This window comes from Streptococcus sp. TATVAM-FAB8, from assembly GCF_046592795.1.
Lineage (GTDB): Bacteria > Bacillota > Bacilli > Lactobacillales > Streptococcaceae > Streptococcus > Streptococcus ruminicola.
The window spans coordinates 140034-160377 of the sequence record NZ_JAWVPQ010000003.1; the positions used below are offsets into that span (position 1 = coordinate 140034).

A 20344-nucleotide genomic window follows, 5' to 3' on the forward strand; every position below is an offset into this window, starting at 1 on the left:
CTTAATTAATATGAATGTTATAGTCAGTGTTTTCACTGATGACTGTTTTAGCATGTTCCAAATCTTTAGCATTCTTAAATGAAATTTGTAAAATCCCATTAATATCTTCACGGTTTTCTTCATTGACATGAATATTAACCAAAGATGTTCCGCGAAGCAATTCCAAGATTTTCAAAATAACATCTTCTTCATCGGGAACATCGATGAAAAGATCGAAGGCACTTTCCACGCCACCACGTTTATGAATTTGCATTTCCTTACGCGTTTCTTTGGCGTGGTTAAAATAATTCCAAATCGCATCACCATCACCTTGCAAAATGAGTTTTTTGACCTCATCGAGTCTATTCTTGAAATCATCAATGCGATTAGCAACAGCTTCTTTATTGGTCAAGAGAATACTGGTCCACATGCCTGGTTCACTTTCAGCAATACGTGTCATATCGCGAAAAGCACCCGCCGCAAAATGATTAGCCATTTCATGCTCTGCTGCATAATCACCAGCCTGCTCCATCAAACTTGCTGCAAGGACATGTGGAAAATGTGAAATTTGACTCGTTACGCGGTCATGCTCTGCTGCATCAATTTCCACGTAGCGCGCATGTAAACCAGATAAAATCTCCTTAAGCTCAGCAATTGTTCCATCAACCGTTAAAGAAGATGGAGTAAAAATGTAATACGCATTTTCAAATAAATTCACATCGGCGGCAATTGCCCCTGACTTGTGAGAACCTGCCATTGGATGTGAGCCGACAAAGCGAACACCTTTACCAGCCAAGTATTTTTCTCCCGCCTCAACAATATCACGTTTCGTTGAACCGGCATCCGTAATAATCACATTCTCTTTCAAGTTCATTTCAGAAAGGATCTTAATAAACTCAATGGTCTGTTTAATCGGAACTGCCAAAATAATCACATCTGCTAGAGGTGCAAATTCTTTAAAATCTGCTGTCGCTTCATCTACAATCCCACGCTCAAGTGCAACATTTCGTGATTTGTCAGAACGATTGTATCCTAAAATTTTGTAATCTGGGTAGTCACGCTTAATTCCTAAGGCAAGAGATCCCCCAATCAAACCTAAACCTGCAACGTAAATCACTTTATTTTCCATAGTTTCTCCATTTCCGGATAACAATACCTTATAGAAAGAAGCTGAGCACTTTTGTCTCAGCTTCTGTCAACTGTTTATGCATTAAAAATGTTTGACATAATCACGATGACGAGCGACAGCTTCTTTTAGTTCTTCGAGATTGTCAGAAGAAAATTTTTCAAGAATCTCATCAGCCACAACCGTTGCCACAACTGCTTCCATAACAACACCTGCTGCTGGAAGAGCCGTTGGATCTGAACGTTCGACAGTTGCTTTATAAGGCTCGTGAGTTTCAATATCAACTGACATCAAAGGTTTATAAAGCGTTGGGATAGGTTTCATGACACCACGCACAACAATTGGTTGACCGTTTGTCATACCACCTTCAAAACCACCAAGATTATTAGTACGGCGTGTGTATCCTTCTTCTTCGTTCCAGAGGATTTCATCCATTACTTGGCTACCTTTAAGGTAGCCATCTTTGAAACCAAGTCCAAACTCCACACCTTTGAAGGCATTAATTGAAACAACGGCACCAGCAATCTTAGCATCAAGTTTCTTATCCCATTGCACATAAGAACCAAGTCCAACAGGAACACCACCAACAACTGTTTCGACAACACCACCAATGGTATCTCCGTCCTTTTTGATTTGGTCAATATAATCTTTGATTTCTTGTTCACGTTCTTGGTTAACAATTGAAACTTCAGACCGACTTGCTAATTCTTTAATTTGTGAAACCGTAAGGCCTTCTGGAACATCGATTTCTTTGCCACCAAATACCACCACGTGGTTAGCAATTTCGATATCAAGTTCAGCCAAAATACGTTTAGCAACTGCACCAACTGCTACACGCATTGTTGTTTCGCGTGCAGACGAACGCTCTAAAGAATTACGCAAATCCTCAAATCGATATTTCATACCACCAACAAGGTCCGCATGACCTGGTCGTGGATGAGTAATTTTACGTTTTGTTTTTAAGGCATCATCAATATCTTCAACAGCCATAATATCTAACCATTTTTGATGGTCTTTATTAATAACGTTGAGGGTAATTGGAGCACCAGTCGTCTTACCGTGACGTACACCAGATGTGATTTCAACTTTATCTGACTCAATTTTCATACGTCCGCCGCGGCCATAGCCGCCTTGGCGACGTTTTAAATCAACATTAATGTCGTCAGCAGTTAAAGGAAGTCCTGCAGGAACTCCTTCAATAATTGCAGTTAAACGCGGTCCGTGAGATTCACCAGCTGTCAAATATCTCATATTACTTCTCCAAATACTCTTTCATCTCTTCAAGGGGGATCTGATTAATCGCTGCACTACCAAGCTCTGGTACGATGACGGTCTTAATCATTTTACCGCGAGCTTTCTTATCATGTACTAAAGCACCATAAAGTACTTCAACATCCCATGGTTGATAGTCTGTTGGCAAACCAAATTTTTGGCACATTTCAAAAATCTCTTTAGTGATACCTTTAGGCATTAATCCTTTTGCTTCGGCAACACGAGAAATTTGTACCATACCAATGGCAACAGCTTCACCATGCATCACTTTACCATAGCCTGCAGTTGCTTCAACGGCATGACCAATGGTGTGACCAAAGTTAAGATAAAGACGAACACCATTATCAAGTTCATCTTCTACAACAACTTTACGTTTTACATTACATGAGCGATAAATAATGCTTTCTGCATGTTTTAAAATACTTTCAGGCGAACCATCCATAGCAGAAAGTTCGTCCCAAAGTTCAACGTCTTCAATCAAACCATACTTGATAACTTCCCCCATACCTTCAATGAGTTCTCGTTTTCCAAGCGTTTGAAGGGTTTCAGGATCGATTAAAACACCATCTGGTTGCGTAAATGTTCCAACCATATTTTTAGCAAATGGTGTATTAACACCTGTTTTACCACCAATTGATGAATCCACTTGAGCCGTTAGACTCGTCGGAATTTGCAAGAAATGAATTCCGCGCATATAAGTAGACGCTACGAAACCAGCTAAATCTCCAACGACACCTCCGCCAAGCGCAACGATTCCATCGCTACGTGTCATACCATTTTTAACCAAAAATTCATATGCTTTATTGACTGTTTGAAGATTTTTTGATGCTTCACCTTCTAGAAAATCAAAAACAATCACTTCAAAGCCAGCATTCTCAATGCTAAGCTTAACTTTTTCAGCATACAAACTTCCAACATGGTTATCTGTAATAAGGGCGATTTTTTGAGGTTGCCAAAGTGATTTTACCCAATCACCGGCTTTAGCTAAGACACCTTTTTCAATCACAATATCATAAGGTGTTTGTGGGAGATTAACATTCAATTTCATTAGCGTCACCTATTTTTATCCTATTTTGTATTGTACTTTTCTTCCAAAGCTGACCAAATCTCAGCCGTTGGCATAGTCTCACCAGTCCAGATTTCAAAAGCTTCTGCTGCTTGGAATAACAACATACCCAAGCCATTAAGCGCTTTGAGACCTTTGCTTCGAGCTAATTTCAAGAATGGTGTTTCAAATGGTTGATAAATTGTATCAGCCACCAAAAGACCTTCAGGAAACTCAAAGTCTTCTGTGATAATCATTGATTTACCATCCATTCCAACACTTGTCGCATTGACAAAAAGTTGTGATTCTAACACTTTTTCTTGAATTGTCTTCAAATCTTCGACTGGATAAACAGTAATAGATACACCAGTTTTATCAGAAAGTTCCTGTGCTTTTTGACGTGTCGCATCCAAGAACTGTGTCTGATTGAAAATGTTAATATGACCTGCTCCATTAAGAGCAGCTTGAGCAATAAGAGCTGTCGCAGCTCCACCACCACCAAGAATAGTCATTGTCTTGCCTTTAACATCAAAATCAGCAAAAGTTGCAAGGCTTCTAAAGAAACCAATACCATCAGTATTGTGGCCAACCAACTTGCCGTCACGATTAATAACAGTATTAACCGCGCCAATCAATGCAGCAGAGTCTGTCAACTCATCCATATAAGGCATAACTTTTTGTTTGTATGGCATTGAAATATTCACACCAAACATGTCATAACGTTTAACATTTTCCAAAGTAACCGCTAGGTCTTCCTCAGGAATATCCCAGGCAACATAAACACCATTTACACCTGTTTTATCAAAAGCGTAATTGTGAATAAATGGTGAAATAGAGTGTTTAATCGGTGTTGCCACGACAGCGGCTAAGCGAGTGTATCCATCAATCTGCATCAAGTACCTCCCTAATACGTTTCATATCAGCAAGAGCAACCTGTCCAGGTGCACTTGCTTGGTCTAGGCTTGCAAATGACCATGATGAGCCGAATACATCAACAGCAAAACGTGAAACACGTCCAAGTTTGCCCATTGACATAGTCGCATACTCTTGTTCAGGATTTAGTGTTTTAAATCCACGAGTGTAGTTCATCAAGTCAATAACATCTTGTTCACTTTGGGGCATAACAGCAACCTTAACTACACGAGGAGCTAGGGCTGTTAATTCAGAAAATGATTCCATCAAGTTTTCAGGAGTCTCTTCAAAATTATGATAAGACAAAACTAGATTTGGAAACTCTAACATTTGTTGAAAGGCTTCTTTATGTGAAAAATATTCAAAATCAATATAGTCTGGGTGGTAAATAGCATTGATATTTTTCAAAAGCTCAACATATTCGTCATCAGATAAGTTAAGATTACCACCTTCTTTATCTGTGCGAATGGTAAAAATAATCTCTCTGCCGGAAAATTTTTCAAAGATAGCTGGCGCAACAGTCATGATATCTTCTTTGGCTAAGTAATCAGCTCGCCATTCAATGATATCTACATCTTCGAATCTCGAAATATCAATCGACTGCGCCTCTTCTAAATCTTTCGGCATAATAGGTACTACTATTTTCATTTCTCAACCTTTATTGTAAATACTTTCAAATAATTACTGCTCATATCTGCCTTGTTAATAGTGAAATCACTTGGCAATTGTTGCAAACGAATATATTCATGCTTAACAGAAGCAAATCCTTTTTCCAATTGTTTCTTAAACTGTGCCACAGTCAAATTAGCTGCATTTGTAGAAGCAATGATTATTCCATCATCTGACAAGACTTCTAGTGCTTGGCTAATTAAACGGTGATAGTCTTTAGCAACTGAAAATGTTTGTTTTTTGTTACGAGCAAAACTTGGTGGATCGATAACAATCAAATCAAAAGTCAAGTTTTTACGTTTAGCGTATTTGAAATATTCAAAAACGTCCATGACCACAAAATGATGATTTGTCACATCAAGGCCATTGGCTTCAAAATGCGCTTGAGACAGTTCACGAGAACGTTTAGCTAAGTCTACAGAAGTTGTTTCAATCGCACCACCCATAGCTGCTGCAACTGAGAAAGCTGCTGTGTAAGAAAACATATTTAGAACACGTTTTCCAAGACCTAGTTCATTAATTAAAGCATCACGGACTTCATGTTGATCTAAAAAGATACCTGTCATCAGACCATCATTCATGAAAACACTGTATTTGACACCATTTTCCAAAATGGCAAAGGTTTCAGGTGCTTCTTGACCATAAATGTGAGCTGACTCATAATCAAGTCCTTTAAAGCGAATTTTTTCATATCCGCCTTTAACCGCAGGATAAACTTTTTGAAAGGCTTTAACAATGATATCACGATACTGATAAACAAAAGTGTTGTACCAAGAAAATACAACAAAATCAGCATAACGATCTATCGTCACACCACCGAAATTATCGCCATCTTGATTAAACAATCGATAAGCTGTTGTCAAATCAGAGTTTTCAAAGTGTTGACGCTTCTGCTTAGCCTTACTAAACAAGCTTTCAAAATAAGACTCTGTCAAATCAACCTTGCCATTTCCTAAGAACCAACCAATCCCTTTATTTTGACGAGATAGGTAAGCTGTTCCTAAAAACTGACGTGAGTGATTGTAAAGAGCAACTAACTGATTATCTAAATCAAGTTGATGAAAATCTTTTCCATCCAAAAGTTGAATACCACGCTTAATTTTCTTTTCAACGAAAGAATCCACGTATAGTTTGTTCATGAAGCCTATTATATCAAAAATTCAGAATTTTTCCCACTAAATTTTATATTTCACAGGCATAAGAAGCAACTTTTTACGCCTAAACAAGGGGATTCTATTAAAGATTAGAGAAGTAAACTAGATAACAGAGTTATTTTTGCATCTAATACACTAAAAATAACAGTCACTATCTGAAATCTTGTCTTCAAATGCTGACTTTTTTATCACCACAAACTTCTTTTACTTCCTTTAAAACACCTTCAATATGCACTACGGTTCTTTGTACTAAAAATTTAATCTTTATGATATAATGGAAACTGAGATTTTATCTTTAGGAAAAAAAGAATAAAGGAAGTTCCTACAGTGAAAAAAATGAAACAAATTATCTCTCACGTGGTTAATACACGTTTGGGATTTATTTTGACACTTTTAGTCTTGTATTGGCTAAAAACTATGTGGGCTTATCACGTTGACTTTAGTCTTGGACTAGAGAATCCGTATCAACTTTTATTATCAATTATCAATCCTATTCCTCTCGGATTGCTTCTACTCGGGTTAAGCCTCTATATTAAGAGAACACGTGTTTTTTATATCGTTAGTTGGATTATTTACACAATATTAAATATTCTTCTTATTTCTAACTCGATTTATTTCCGTGAATTTTCGGACTTCATTACTGTAAGTGCTATGCTAGCAAGTAGTAAAGTTTCTGCTGGTCTTGGTGACTCAGCCCTTAACTTACTGCGTGTTTGGGATATTATTTACATTATTGATTATATCGTTCTACTTGCACTATTTGCTACTAAGAAAATAAAAGTTGATAATCGTCCATTTAACAAGCGTGCAAGCTTTGCTATTACGGCCTTATCAACTCTATTCTTTTCAATTAACCTTTTCATGGCCGAAATTGATCGACCTGAATTGTTAACTCGTGGTTTTTCAAATGTTTATGTAGTTCGAGCGCTTGGTTTGCCATCATTTACAGCCTATAGTGCTAACCAAACCTATCAAACAGAAAAAGTTCGTAGCGAAGCCACTGCTTCTGATTTAAAAGAAGCTAAAGAATATGTGTCAGAGCATTACGCAGCACCAAATTCAAAATATTTTGGTATTGCTAAAGGACGAAACGTCATTGTTATTCACTTAGAAAGTTTCCAACAATTTTTGATTGATTACCATTTGCAAGTTGACGGAAAATCATATGAAGTCACTCCGTTCTTAAACTCGCTATATCACTCAAATTCAACACTAGCTTTCTCAAACTTCTTCCACCAAGTTAAAGCAGGTAAAACATCTGATGCTGAAACCTTGATGGAAACGTCATTATTTGGTCTTAGCAGTGGTTCATACCTTGTTAATTACGGTGGAACAAATACTGCTTACGCTGCCCCATCAATTCTCGGACAAACTGGTGATTACACAAGCGCCGTTTTCCACGGTAATGTCGGTACCTTCTGGAACCGTAATAATGCCTATAAACAATGGGGTTACAACTACTTCTTTGATTCATCATATTTCACAAAACAAAACAGTGAAAACTCATTCCAATATGGATTGAATGATAAATACATGTTTGCTGACTCAATTAAATACCTTGAGCACATGCAACAACCTTTCTATACTAAGTTTATTACTGTAAGTAACCACTACCCATACACAAGTTTAGCTGGTAATTCTGATGAAGAAGGTTTCCCATTAGCTAAAACCGATGATGAAACAATCAACGGTTACTTCGCAACTGCTAACTACTTAGATTCTGCCGTCAAAGCTTTCTTTGATTATTTGAAAGAATCTGGTTTATATGATAATTCAATTATTGTCCTCTATGGTGACCATTATGGTATCTCAAATTCAAGAAATACCGACTTAGCGCCACTTCTTGGAAAAGATTCTGAAACATGGACTGGTTATGATAACGCCATGTTACAACGTGTTCCTTACATGATTCATATTCCAGGATTTACCGAAGGACACATCAGCAACACCTTTGGTGGTGAAGTTGACAACTTACCAACGCTTCTACACTTGCTAGGTATCGATACAAGCAACTACGTTCAACTCGGACAAGACTTGCTTTCTAGCGATAATAAACAAATCGTAGCCTTTAGAACATCAGGCGATTATGTGACACCAACTTATACAAGTTATAGCGGTCGCCTCTACTACACTGACTCTGGTCAAGAAATTACAAACCCTGACGAAAACACTCAAGCAGCAACTAAAGCTATTCGCGATACTGTTGCTAAACAACTTTCTGTCAGCGACGAAGTTCAAACTGGTGACCTACTTCGATTTGATAAGAATGGTCTAAAAGAAGTCGATAGTTCTTCAATTTCTTATACACATTCTCTTAAAACACTTAAATCAATCGAGAAAAAACGCGGTGACGAGTCAACTAGTCTATATAGCGAAAATGGCGACGAATCAACAGTCGATCTCTTCAAAGCACCAAGCTACATGCAACTTCACGAAAGTTCAAATAGCTCAAGCTCTGAATAAGTACTCATAATTAAAAAGTCTTGCTAGGTTTAGCAAGACTTTTTTTGATACCTTCATTTCTAAGTTTGGTAAATATTCATCGAAAGCACGGTGAATAAAGAACAATACTTTTTCATTGTACAACTAACTCTTAGGGTAGCCATTTTGCTTCTCCTATCGCTCTAATTTCAGCACTAATCAAATTTTATACTAAATCTATAAATTATTGATATAAAACCATAAAGACAAAAAAAGACTAACCAAAGGTTAGCCTTTTTTAATTCTTATTTACCAAGTTTAGCTTTAGCTGCATCTGCAAGAGCTGTGAAAGCTGCTGCATCGTTAACTGCTAAATCAGCAAGCATTTTACGGTTAACTTCGATTTCAGCCAATTTCAAACCGTGCATCAATTGTGAGTATGACAAACCGTTCATACGAGCTGCCGCATTGATACGAGTGATCCAAAGTTTACGGAAATCACGTTTTTTCTGACGACGGTCACGGTATGCATAGTAGTAAGAGTTCATTACTTGTTCTTTTGCAGTACGGAACAAGATATGTTTTGCACCATAGTAACCTTTAGCAAGTTTCAATACACGTTTACGACGTTTGCGTGATACAACGCCACCTTTAACACGAGCCATTTATATTCTCCTCCAAATAATTCTTAATAATATCGAGTAATTGCTTTAGTCTTATTTAAGACCTGAAAGCATTGCTTTAATACGTTTGAAATCTCCTGAGTGCACCATAGCTGCTTTACGAAGATGACGACGTTGTTTTTTAGTTTTACCGTGGAAACGGTGTGAAGTAAATGCGCGGAAGCGTTTCAATCCACCAGAACCTGTACGTTTGAAACGTTTAGCTGATGCGCGGTGAGTTTTTTGTTTTGGCATTTTAGAATTCTCCTCTTAAAATAGTTTAAAATTGACAATTATTTCTTGTCTGGAATTGGAGCAAGTTGCATGAACATTTGACGTCCATCCATTTTAGCTCTTTGCTCAATAATAGCAATATCTTGCGTTCTTTCTGCAAATTCCGCCAATACCTTTGCTCCAATTTCTTTGTGAGTAATCATACGACCTCTAAAGCGAATTGAGACTTTCACTTTGTTTCCTTTTTCAAGGAATTTACGGCCGTTACGAAGTTTAGTCTCGAAGTCACCTTTATCGATAACTGGGCTAAGACGAACTTCTTTAACAGTCACAACGCTTTGTTTTTTACGTTGTTCCTTACGTTTCTTTTGATACTCAAATTTGAACTTTCCGTAGTCCATAATTTTAGCAACAGGTGGCGTAGCTTGTGGCTGAATTAGAACCAAGTCAACATTAGCATCATCAGCAATAGCTTGTGCTTCTGACAATGGTTTAATTCCTAGTTGTTCACCATCAAGACCAACGAGACGAACTTCGCGAACGCGGATTTCATCGTTAATGAATAGATCTTTCTTAGCTATGATCTTCACCTCTTTATTTTTTTAGAGAAAAACGAAACGGACTTGATAAATCAAGCCCGCACACACGTAATATTCCATTCGGAATCTTTGACATGTTGGGCCAGACAACCGTAGTCGCAAGGCGAGAAGTTCTCACTTCTGCTTTTCTCATTGATTATATTCTATCATAGAGACTAGTCCATGTCAATGATTTTTTCCGCTTTTTCTTGAATAAATTTCACAACACCGTCAATATCAACACCTGTTGTATCAAACGTGATGGCATCTTCTGCTGCTTTTAATGGTGAAACCTTACGGTGACTATCTTTGTAATCACGCTCTGCAATTTCACGTTTAAGCGTTTCAAAATCTGTTTCAATTCCTTTTTCTTGATTTTCTTTGAATCGACGTTCTGCACGTTCTTCAACAGAAGCAATCAAAAAGATTTTAAGTTCAGCATCAGGTAAAACAACCGTACCAATATCACGACCATCCATAATGATGGCACCATTTTTAGCAATACGACGTTGTTGCTCAACAAGCTCTTCGCGAACTTCTGGAATAGCGGCTACCCATGACACGTTATTTGTCACGTCATTTTGACGAATGGCAAGGGTAACATCTTTGTCGCCAACAAAAACAGTCTGGCTGCCATCTTCTGCTCGACCAAATGACACTGGGTTATTGGCCAATGCTTTCAAAATTTCCTCTACATTATCTTCTGTTAAATTATTTTGTAACGCTAAGTAAGTTGCTGAACGGTACATTGCTCCAGTATCAAGATAAGTATAGCCAAGATTTTTAGCAATAATCTTGGCTACTGTACTCTTACCACTTGAAGCAGGACCATCAATCGCAATTCTAATTGATTTCATGATTCCTTTTCTTCCTAATTAATGTGTACTTCATCTCCAGGATTTGCATACCAGTATCCTGAAGTCATGTGGTCAGGATTAAGTTCATAGAGTTTGTCAACTGAAATTCCTGCACGTGCAGCAATTGATGCCGCACCTTCACCAGACATAACTGTAATGGTATCCCCATTACCTTCACTTGATGATTCAGTTGTGTCACTTGAACTAGCATCTGTAGACGAAGCTTCCGTTGATTCTTGTGAGCTTTCTGAACTTGTCGCTTCAGATGAAGAGACAACACTAGATGAAGCGCCATAAAAATTAGATGTTTCTGACGCTTTATCACCACCACGATTTGAAGTGTAAAAAACAACAAACAAAATCGCAACAACAATAACAAAGAAAACACTCAATAAAGCTGTCAACAAAGGTGTGCTGATAACTGAACCTTTTGTTTTACGGCTAATTCTGATTTCGTTGTCATCGACTACTTTTTCTTCCCATGGTTGTTTTGCCATAATGTCCCCTTGTTAAATATATCAATTCATATTACAATAATAATATGAAAGTATCAATAATTCCTGAAAAATGTATTGCCTGTGGCCTCTGCCAAACATACTCTAATCGATTCGATTACCATGACGATGGCATTGTAAAATTTGCTGATTCTGATTTATTAGAACAAACAGTTCCAGACTCAGACAAAGACACCCTTCTTGCTGTCAAATCTTGTCCAACCAAAGCTCTTACAATTTAGTAGGAGCTTTTTTGTTAGACTTATAAGCTTCAAAATAATCAAGTTTGATAAAATTATCCGTCAATTCAACTGTACCTCGAAAATCAGGATGAACAGCTAGAGCATCTAAGAAATACTTCTTAGGCCATTTGCGCATGTAAAAAATCCTATCTGTTTGATTTTTAATTTTTAAAACTAAACCAGATCTATTGACTTCAATTTTTTCAATCTGTGCAATCGCAACCCTTGATTTTTTAAATGGGTTAAGTGATACAATACGCAGTTTACCATCTTCTTCAATAACGAAATAACGATGGAATCCTAACCCTACCAAAACAATAAAGGCAGCAAATAAAACAAAGAATTGACTCGGTATTTTTGTCCGCTCGAATAATAATGACAAACCGATAAACATTGGAACCATTGCAATTGACCAATAAATAATCGACCAAGATAATTCTGGTTGCCAATGGTATCGAATCTTTCCAAAGATTTTAATCATTGCGGTCCTCCATTTAGCTAATTCTAACAAATAAGGCTTAGATAAAGCTTAATTATTTTTGAACGATTCCAATAATAACATCCACTGCTTTTTCCATTGTTTGAAGACTGACAAATTCAAAGCGACCGTGCATGTTTTCCCCACCAGCAAATAAGTTTGGTGTTGGAATGCCCATAAATGAAATCTTAGAACCATCTGTTCCACCGCGAATTGGTTCAATAACCGGTTTAATGTCTAAATCTTCCATGACTTCTTTGGCCAATTCAACTGGAGTCATATCTTTTTCAATGACTTTCTTCATGTTGTAATATTGGTCGTTCACTGTGATAAGAACACAGTCTTTACCAAGTTCAGCGTTCATCTTATCAGCGATTTCTTGAACTAATTTTTTACGATTTTCAAATGATTCGTCTTCAAAATCACGGATAATATATGAACTATGTGCTTTTTCAACAGCGCCTTCCATACCATGTAAATGGAAGAATCCTTCATAGCCTTCTGTTTTTTCTGGGCGATCAGCTTCTGGTAATTGATTGTGGAAATCAATAGCTAATTGCAAAGCATTAATCATTTGATTTTTAGCAGTACCAGGGTGAACATTACGTCCCATGAAATCAATCTCTAAACTTGCAGCGCTAAATGTTTCGTATTGAAGTTCGCCAAGTGGACCACCATCAACAGTGTAAGCAAAATCAACATTGAAATCATCAACGTCAAATTTATTAGCTCCAACACCAATTTCCTCATCTGGTCCAAAGCCGACACGAATTTCACCGTGTTTAATTTCAGGATGAGCAACCAAGTATTCAATCGCTGTCATGATTTCAGCAATTCCAGATTTATCATCTGAACCAAGAAGAGTTGTACCATCGGTTGTTACCAAAGTTTGTCCAAGGTAATTGTTCAAATTTGGAAACTCTTCTGGTGAAAGTGCATAGCCAGATTGACCAAGTTCAATAGAACCGCCAGCATAATTTTCGATAATTTGTGGACTGATTCCTTCTGCATTAAAATCGGCTGTATCCATATGAGCAATAAAACCGATTTTACGTGTTTTAGTTGAATCGTTAGCTGGTAATGTACCAACAAGGTAACCATTTGTTAGATAATGCACGTCTTGCAAACCAACAGACTCCATCTCAGGTTTCAAAACATTCAAAGCAAAATCGACTTGAGTTTGAGTCGATGGTGTTGTTGTACTATCTGGATTACTACGTGTATTAATCTTAACGTAGGTCAAAAAACGATTTAATAAGTTTTCGTAAGACATCTTTCACCTCTATTTTTCTCGTTAACTATTATATCACATAATCGGTTAAAAAAAACAACCCCAAGGGTTGTTTTTTAGGTCAGCTTCACTCAAAAATTAACAGATTTATTGCGAAACGTGATAGTATGCCTTGTTAGCTAAATCGCCTGAATTTATATCAGCTGACGAAATCACACGATCCTTTGAAACATCTGTTGGATCAGATTGACCATTCAAATAATCTGATGAAAAAGCCGTATTAGCTGGGACAATATACAACGTAACATTTGATCTTGCACCAGTCTGAACATCTAGTAGTAGAATACCATTTTGATCGATATCTAAAATATTAGGGGTCATTCCTTCGGTAGCTAATCCAGTGTTATTAAAGGTTAAAACATTTCCAGATGCATTTTGCCAATTTCCTGCCATCGTAGCATAGTCTGCTTTTAAAATAGCACCTGTATAAATGGGAGCAATCTCTTGTTCAACTTGTGTTGATGAAGCTTCAGTCGATGAAGGCTGATTTTCTAAAGAAACTGACGATGACGAAGCACTACTTTTACTTGAACTTGAAGATGTTACTTTAGTACTTGTTTTCGTTGCTGTTGAAGATTGTTTGCTATGATTATTGGTATGACTTGTACAAGCTGTCACCATGCAAAGTGACAAGACTAAAGCCAGAACAAGTTTTAAACTCTTTTTCATCGCTATTCCTCCTTTTACCAAGTAAATCGTCCTGTGTAATCAATACTTTCATCAAGTGCATGTGAGAGTTTTGGTGAAACACTCGTATACTGCCAAGCGGCTGTATTTGAATAATATGACAAAGATTTAGCTGATTCTTGATCTAAGTAAGTATATGCATACAAGTAATGCGCTACCCATAGATTTGATAAACCAAATTTAGCTGTATTTAATTTTCCACCTTTAGTGTCCAACCAACTTGCCATCGTGTAGTAAACATTGTTACTGTAGCCAAGACGATTCATTTCATCTTTCCACGCTTGGGTATTAGCATTAAGGTCACCGTTTAGCATGCTACGTTCTTCCATATCATTGACCATTGTCGTTGAGCCTGAAAGTCCCATTGATTGCGCTACACGAACAAAATATTGTGCTTCTGCTCTTGCTTCTGCTGCTGTTTCATAATGAGAATAATGATAAGCTGATACTCTTAAACCAGCTGCTTGCGCATTAGCAATTTGTGCTCTAGCATAAGGATTTGTGTAAGAAGTTCCTTCTGTTAACTTAACAACAACACCCGTAATTCCTTGACTCTTCAAACGTTGATAGTCACTAACAGAAATGACACCATTATGGCTACTAATATCAATGAAATAAGACGGCGCGTGTTGTGCAGGCTCATCAGCATTCAAAGCATATTGCCCTAAGTTAAATCCTGAGGTTGTATTGTCTGTGAAATCAACATAAACGTGAACAGTATAGTTACCTTTGATGTAGCCATGATTTTTCTCATTAACCATGACAGTCACTACACCATCATACACATCAGAAGTTGTGTACCAGTGAAGGTTGGATTGATTACTTTCCGACCAGACAGCAACACTGACTGATTTAATCTTCTTAGTGTATTCAGATTCAGCAATTCGAACTTTTAAAGTCCCACTATTTGCATCATGATTTTGAACTGACACCGCTGGATCAACAACATACTTATCTGTTGATAAATCAACACCGTTTGTCGATGATAAAGCTTCTAATGAATGACTAACTTGGCTTTGACCATAGATATGAATATTGTAATGGCCAGATTCAAAGTTATGTTCTTTAGGCGAGAAGGTTAAGATATAAGTCCCATCAGATTGTTTAGTAGCCTGATACCAATTAATATCATCTTGACCGTTCAAACTTGTCCAAACTGGAATTGTAATACCAGTTACATACACTGGAACATTTGAAACAGTCACCTTAACTTTAACGTCGCTTTCTTTTGTAACTGTCGCTTTAATCTCTGGTTTCGGCACATTAATGCTTGTTGCACTGATACATGTCATTTGACCATTGATAACAGCGTAGGTATGGATAAGATATGTTCCATAATCGCCAGTATAATTTGCTGTTAATTGACCATTCGCTGGAACTTGATACCAGATAAGATCGTCTTGATCATTCTTAGCCGACCATACCGCATGCATAACTTTTAAATTTGAGCTAACATCGCTCGGCATGCTGATGTTAATACCATTCTGACCTAAACTTGCTTGAACCTTAACATCACCAAATTGGTAATCAGATTCAAAACGTGTTCCAAGCAAAGCTGTTTGACTATTTGTGACACGGCTATTTCCATAAACGTGAACATTGTAAGTGCCATCTTCAAGGTTATGAGTTGCTTCACTAAAAATAACATAGTATGAGCCATCAGCAGCTTTAGTAGCCTTATACCATTGAATGTCATCTTGACCATTCTTTTCAGTCCACGTTGGTACTTGAATACTATCAATGTAAACCGGAACATCAGTAATTGTGACTTTATAGGTTGTTGGACTTTCTTTAGTAATTTTTGCTTTAGCACTTGGTTTTGGAACATCAATACTTGTCGCACTGATACATGTCATCTGACCTTTAATCACAGCGTAAGTATGGATAAGATAAGTGCCATAATCACCAGTGTACTTAGCTGTCAGTTGACCATTAGCTGGAACTTTGTACCAAATCAAATCGTCTTGGTCATTTTTGGCTGACCAAACAGCATGGTAAACGGTCATATCTGAGCTAACATCACTTGGCATGCTAATTTGGATACCATTTGATGTCAAAGTTGGTTGAACTTTAACATCACCAAACTGATAATCTCCTTGGAAGCTTGTACCAGTAAGACCTGTTAGCGAATTCGTAACTGCACTTGTCCCATAAACATGGACATTATATTTACCACTTTCTAGGTTGTGCTCAGCGATACTAAAGGTTCTTGTAAAAGTGCCGTCAGCATTTTGAGTAGTACTATACCACTGAATATCATCCTGACCACCTTTTTCTGTCCAAGTTGGTAGTTGAATACTAGTGATGTAAGCTGGAATATCACTGACAATCACTTTGTAAGTTGTACCACTAACCTTTGTAATTGTCACCTTGGCACTTGGTTTTGGCACATCAATGGTGCGACCATTTAAACCAATCATTTGACCATTGAGATTTTGGTAAGTATGGATATTGTATTTTCCGTATGAACCAGTGTACTTGGCTACGACATGGCCATTGCTATCAGCTGTGTACCAAATAAGATCATCTTGACCATTGACCTCAGACCAAACGGCAAACATGATTTTGGCACCTGCTGGAATGGCCTGGTTGTACTGAATATCAAAACCTTTGTTCGTTAAGGTCGCACTGGTTACTTCTTTTACAACAGCTTTAGAAGCAGCTAATTGATTAATTACCTTTTGACTAGCAGCTTGGACAGCTGATGTTGAGACCTTTGACTCAGCAAGATTTGACAACGAAGTCTTACTAGAAACATGATCTGTTGTATCATCAGATGATTGTGACTCTTGTACCGCTGAATTATCAACGTTATTCTCTTCAGAATTGCCTGCTGATTCCTTATTATCTTCAGAAATTGAAGGATTAATCAGACTGGTTTGGTCATCGGCATTTTTTTCAGCTTCTTGACCATCAGCAATTGCTGAATCTTGCTTATCAGCATCGGTTAAATTTTGTGATTCATTTTGAACTTCAGATGATGATAATGAGTTGTTTGTTTCATTATCATCAGAGATAACACTATCACTATTTAATTGAAGTGAACTAGACTGCTCTACCGATGATTGAACATTCTCAGTTACTGTCGTTGATTGGATGGTTGTGTTTTCGTCAGCGAAAACTTGCCCCGAACTTAAAAAAGCTCCTATAATAATCGGAGATACTAGGCAGCTTCGAAGGATATTCTTTTTCAAATCAATCCCCCTCTTTCTATTCTTTACTCATATCCATTTTATCATGATTTTGTAAGCCCTTCAAGCACATATGCTTTCGCTAAACAAAAGAAGGCAGCGATTTCAAAATCACTGCCTAAAATATTAATCTGGATAAATGTAAGAAACATCACCACCCCAGAATGAATCGAGTGGGTTAAACCATCCACGGAAATTACCGATGTATTGTTTACCAGCGTAGTTAGATTCTTTAACTTGGATACGGGTGTTACTTGACACATCTGTTACATAAGCAACGTGTCCGTAACCATTACCATCATGTGGCCAAACAACGATTGAACCTACTCTTGGTGTTGTTCCAACTCTGAAACCTTTGGCACGCGCATTAACTGCCCAGCCCCCAGCATTTCCAAGCCAGTTTGGAATCCATGGCGCCAAAGACTTGACTGCCCATGTACATTGCCCAATTGGATAGGTATTAGTTTCGTTGATATATGTTGTGATACGAGGAGATGGTGTAGCGTTTGGTTTATAGTTTTGATCAGAAAGATTAAATGTTGCTGTTGAATTATCTGAATAAATAACAGTCGCAACTACAGAAAAAGTATCTGCTTGATTATTAATCGATTTCAAGTCAATAGTTTGACTAATTTTTCCATAACTACTTGTACCTGCTTCATAAGTTTTTGTTTTTTGAGGGTTCGATTTAGAGGTAACTTGAACCTTAAGTTTCGAAACCCTTTTAGACATAGCTTTTTCCGTAACATTTACTTTAAATGAACCATTTGCTGTATTTACATTACTAATGCTAACATCTGGATTTTCTAAACCACTAATTTGATCTACGTGAAATCCTGGTGTTCCACTTAGGGCTTCAAAACTATTAGTAATAGAGTTGTCGCCATAGATATGCACACCGTATGTTCCTATGTCAAATCCATGATTAGACAACTGAATTGTTGCCTTATATGAGTTATCACCAACTTTGGTTGCCTTATACCATTTTAAATCATCTTGATTATTCACCGTTGACCAAACTGGAACTGTAATTGAAGTAATATATTCCGGAACATCATTAATCAAAACATCATAGGTTTTATCTGAAGTTTGAACAATTTGATACGATATCTCTTGTTTGTTAATAATAATTTCCTGACCATTAATCGTAGTCATTTTTCCATCTTGTGCTAAATAGGTATGAACAAAGTATCTTCCATAACCTTTATGATTATTTAAATCGACTCTTGTTATTTCTTTCCCAGAATCATCATACCATCTTAAATCATCTTGGTCATTTTCTTCTGACCAGACGGCATATTTAATTGTCCCATTAGATGGTGCATTAATGTCTGTTGAAAGCTGAAGCGCACCATTTTTAACACTTACTTGAGGTGCTTTAGGACTAATCTTAAGGCTTTCTAAGGCAGCACCCGATACTCGGCCATCAGAATAAGTTGTGTAAACATGAGTAATATAAGAGCCTGCCCTATTTCCATAATCTGCTAGATTTACCTTAACTTTTGCTTGACCATTAATAACATCAGTTGTATTGTACCATTTAAGATCATCTTGACCATCTTCCTCTGACCAGACAGCAACATCAATTCGAGTAATATCCTTACAATCTTTAGTCTTCTGTGACACAACTTCAAAAGATTTGCTAACCTCATCAAATGGTGTTTTAGTCACTAAGGCATCAGATTGTTGATCCGCCATAGCAGAGTTAGTAAGAAATGCCATGCTAAGCACAGCTGTTGACAATAAAGCTGATTTGATTTTATTCAAAAAGCTGTTCTCCTTTATAATATAATGTTGTACACTATATTAATTCGGAAAAACAGCTAAAAAACTTTATAAAATATTAAATTTTATCCTTTTTCTTTGACAATATAAACTGGTCGTTTTTTAGTTTCAAGGAATATCTTAGAAATGTATTTTCCGATAATCCCTAAAGCAAGCAACTGAATACCACCAATAAACAAAATGATACAAACTAAACTTGCCCAACCTGAAACACTACCACCAACTGTAAGTTTACGAATAATGATAAATAGAATTCCAAGAATAGAAGCCAAAAATGAAACTGATCCAGCCCACAGTGAAAGATTCAATGGCGCTTCAGAAAAATTAATAAATCCTTCCATAGAGTATTTGAATAAGCTCCAAAAACTCCATGATGTTTCACCAGCCACGCGCTCGCGATTTTCATAAGCAATATACGTTACATTAAATCCAACCCAAGAGAAAATTCCTTTTGAGAAACGATTAACTTCACCAAGTTCTAAAATACTGTCTACAACTTGGCGAGTCATCAAACGGAAATCACGCGCACCATCAACCATCTCTGTATCAGAAACAGCATTGATAATTTTGTAAAACATCTTTGAAAAGAAAGAACGGATAACTGGTTCTCCCTTTCGATCAGCACGACGAGTTCCCACAACATCGTAACCTTCGTTGATTTTTTGATACATCTCAATCAACAACTCAGGTGGATCTTGTAAATCGGCGTCCATAACAGTGATAAAATCACCATCTGCAGCCTCAAGTCCAGCTAACAAACCAGCCTCTTTACCAAAATTACGTGAAAATGACAAATAATGAACATTTTCAAAACGGCTAGCAACATCTCGAAGAACCTTTAAGGTTTCGTCTTTTGAACCATCATTGACAAAGATATAATCAAAAATCAATTGGTCCTTCATTTTACTTTCAATTTTTTGAGTTTCTTCTAAAAATGGATAGATTGTTTCTTGTTCATTATAACAAGGAACAACAATAGATAGTTTTTTCATTAGATAATAAGCCTTTCAAAAGCTAGTGTTCACTTTAGTATACCACAAACTACTTATAAAAAAAATGGTGAATGAGTAAATTCACCATTTTAAAACACTTAATTGATAATTTTCAAGCGTTCCGCGACATAGCTGATTCCAACAGCTGCCAAGGGGATAATGAGATAGACATATGGATAAACATACTGACTCTTAGTTTCCCAAACTAAGTGGAATATGAAACCACCAGAAAGATATATTATTGGTATCAAACTAAATAGGTTATCTTCTTGCTT

19 protein-coding genes and 1 other annotated feature are annotated in these 20344 nt (G+C 37.0%); of the genes, 2 read left to right on the forward strand and 17 right to left on the reverse strand.

Going from position 1 to position 20344, the window contains the following annotated elements; all coding sequences use genetic code 11:
- Position 1: 1 nt before the first annotated feature.
- From SFC32_RS03345 to SFC32_RS03370, 6 genes are all read right to left on the reverse strand, one after another.
- Entirely contained in the window at positions 2–1108 is a 1107-nt protein-coding gene (locus tag SFC32_RS03345) for a prephenate dehydrogenase (RefSeq protein WP_411049815.1), read from the reverse strand.
- An 81-nt stretch (positions 1109–1189) separates the two neighbouring features.
- The gene (gene aroC / locus SFC32_RS03350) at positions 1190–2356 is read right to left on the reverse strand and encodes a chorismate synthase (protein WP_411049816.1); all 1167 of its coding nucleotides are present in this window, start codon (positions 2354–2356) and stop codon (positions 1190–1192) included.
- Position 2357: 1 nt separating this feature from the next.
- Positions 2358–3425: a 3-dehydroquinate synthase gene (gene aroB, locus SFC32_RS03355; RefSeq protein ID WP_074560424.1), complete on the reverse strand. Its 1068-nt coding sequence runs from the start codon at positions 3423–3425 to the stop codon at positions 2358–2360.
- Positions 3426–3445: 20 nt separating this feature from the next.
- A complete protein-coding gene (locus SFC32_RS03360; protein ID WP_074563942.1) occupies positions 3446–4315 on the reverse strand; it encodes a shikimate dehydrogenase in 870 nt (289 codons plus the stop codon).
- Entirely contained in the window at positions 4305–4982 is a 678-nt protein-coding gene (gene aroD / locus SFC32_RS03365) for a type I 3-dehydroquinate dehydratase (RefSeq protein WP_006532529.1), read from the reverse strand. The genes SFC32_RS03360 and aroD overlap by 11 nt, the downstream gene beginning before the upstream one ends.
- Positions 4979–6142, reverse strand: a complete 1164-nt coding sequence (locus tag SFC32_RS03370) for a class I SAM-dependent rRNA methyltransferase (protein ID WP_411049817.1) — start codon at positions 6140–6142, stop codon at positions 4979–4981. Before SFC32_RS03370 ends, aroD begins: the two co-directional genes overlap by 4 nt.
- A gap of 351 nt (positions 6143–6493) precedes the next feature.
- On the opposite strand from SFC32_RS03370, the gene SFC32_RS03375 reads away from it, so the two are divergent.
- Positions 6494–8620, forward strand: a complete 2127-nt coding sequence (locus tag SFC32_RS03375; protein ID WP_411049821.1) for an LTA synthase family protein — start codon at positions 6494–6496, stop codon at positions 8618–8620.
- 263 nt (positions 8621–8883) lie between these two features.
- Here SFC32_RS03375 and rplT read toward each other — a convergent pair whose 3' ends face one another.
- The 5 genes from rplT to SFC32_RS03400 all read right to left on the reverse strand — a co-directional run bounded on the left by rplT (position 8884) and on the right by SFC32_RS03400 (position 11406).
- Positions 8884–9243, reverse strand: coding sequence for a 50S ribosomal protein L20 (gene rplT, locus SFC32_RS03380; RefSeq protein ID WP_000124839.1), 360 nt, complete (start codon positions 9241–9243; stop codon positions 8884–8886).
- A gap of 51 nt (positions 9244–9294) precedes the next feature.
- Positions 9295–9495, reverse strand: coding sequence for a 50S ribosomal protein L35 (gene rpmI, locus SFC32_RS03385; RefSeq protein ID WP_003065422.1), 201 nt, complete (start codon positions 9493–9495; stop codon positions 9295–9297).
- A gap of 38 nt (positions 9496–9533) precedes the next feature.
- Complete coding sequence (gene infC, locus SFC32_RS03390; protein WP_003065423.1) at positions 9534–10064, reverse strand: translation initiation factor IF-3; 531 nt, start codon at positions 10062–10064, stop codon at positions 9534–9536.
- 13 nt (positions 10065–10077) lie between these two features.
- Positions 10078–10205, reverse strand: a sequence feature (ribosomal protein L20 leader region).
- A gap of 23 nt (positions 10206–10228) precedes the next feature.
- Positions 10229–10909 (reverse strand): (d)CMP kinase, encoded by a 681-nt coding sequence (gene cmk / locus SFC32_RS03395; RefSeq protein WP_411049818.1) that lies wholly within the window; start codon positions 10907–10909, stop codon positions 10229–10231.
- A gap of 14 nt (positions 10910–10923) precedes the next feature.
- Positions 10924–11406, reverse strand: coding sequence for an SAG1386/EF1546 family surface-associated protein (locus SFC32_RS03400; protein WP_006532536.1), 483 nt, complete (start codon positions 11404–11406; stop codon positions 10924–10926).
- 44 nt (positions 11407–11450) lie between these two features.
- On the opposite strand from SFC32_RS03400, the gene SFC32_RS03405 reads away from it, so the two are divergent.
- Positions 11451–11645 (forward strand): ferredoxin, encoded by a 195-nt coding sequence (locus SFC32_RS03405; protein ID WP_006532537.1) that lies wholly within the window; start codon positions 11451–11453, stop codon positions 11643–11645.
- On the opposite strand, the gene SFC32_RS03410 is transcribed toward SFC32_RS03405, so the two are convergent.
- From SFC32_RS03410 to SFC32_RS03435, 6 genes are all read right to left on the reverse strand, one after another.
- Positions 11635–12126, reverse strand: coding sequence for an EbsA family protein (locus SFC32_RS03410; RefSeq protein ID WP_014334922.1), 492 nt, complete (start codon positions 12124–12126; stop codon positions 11635–11637). The two genes, SFC32_RS03405 and SFC32_RS03410, sit on opposite strands and share 11 nt — an antisense overlap.
- 52 nt (positions 12127–12178) lie before the next feature.
- Entirely contained in the window at positions 12179–13396 is a 1218-nt protein-coding gene (gene pepT / locus SFC32_RS03415; RefSeq protein WP_074964482.1) for a peptidase T, read from the reverse strand.
- 105 nt (positions 13397–13501) lie between these two features.
- A complete protein-coding gene (locus SFC32_RS03420) occupies positions 13502–14083 on the reverse strand; it encodes a DUF6287 domain-containing protein (protein WP_202913534.1) in 582 nt (193 codons plus the stop codon).
- Positions 14084–14097: 14 nt separating this feature from the next.
- The gene (locus SFC32_RS03425; protein ID WP_411049819.1) at positions 14098–17295 is read right to left on the reverse strand and encodes a GBS Bsp-like repeat-containing protein; all 3198 of its coding nucleotides are present in this window, start codon (positions 17293–17295) and stop codon (positions 14098–14100) included.
- A 123-nt stretch (positions 17296–17418) separates the two neighbouring features.
- Positions 17419–19059 (reverse strand): GBS Bsp-like repeat-containing protein, encoded by a 1641-nt coding sequence (locus tag SFC32_RS03430; protein ID WP_411049820.1) that lies wholly within the window; start codon positions 19057–19059, stop codon positions 17419–17421.
- An 83-nt stretch (positions 19060–19142) separates the two neighbouring features.
- A complete protein-coding gene (locus SFC32_RS03435) occupies positions 19143–20069 on the reverse strand; it encodes a glycosyltransferase family 2 protein (RefSeq protein ID WP_074602269.1) in 927 nt (308 codons plus the stop codon).
- Between the last annotated feature and the right edge of the window lie 275 nt (positions 20070–20344).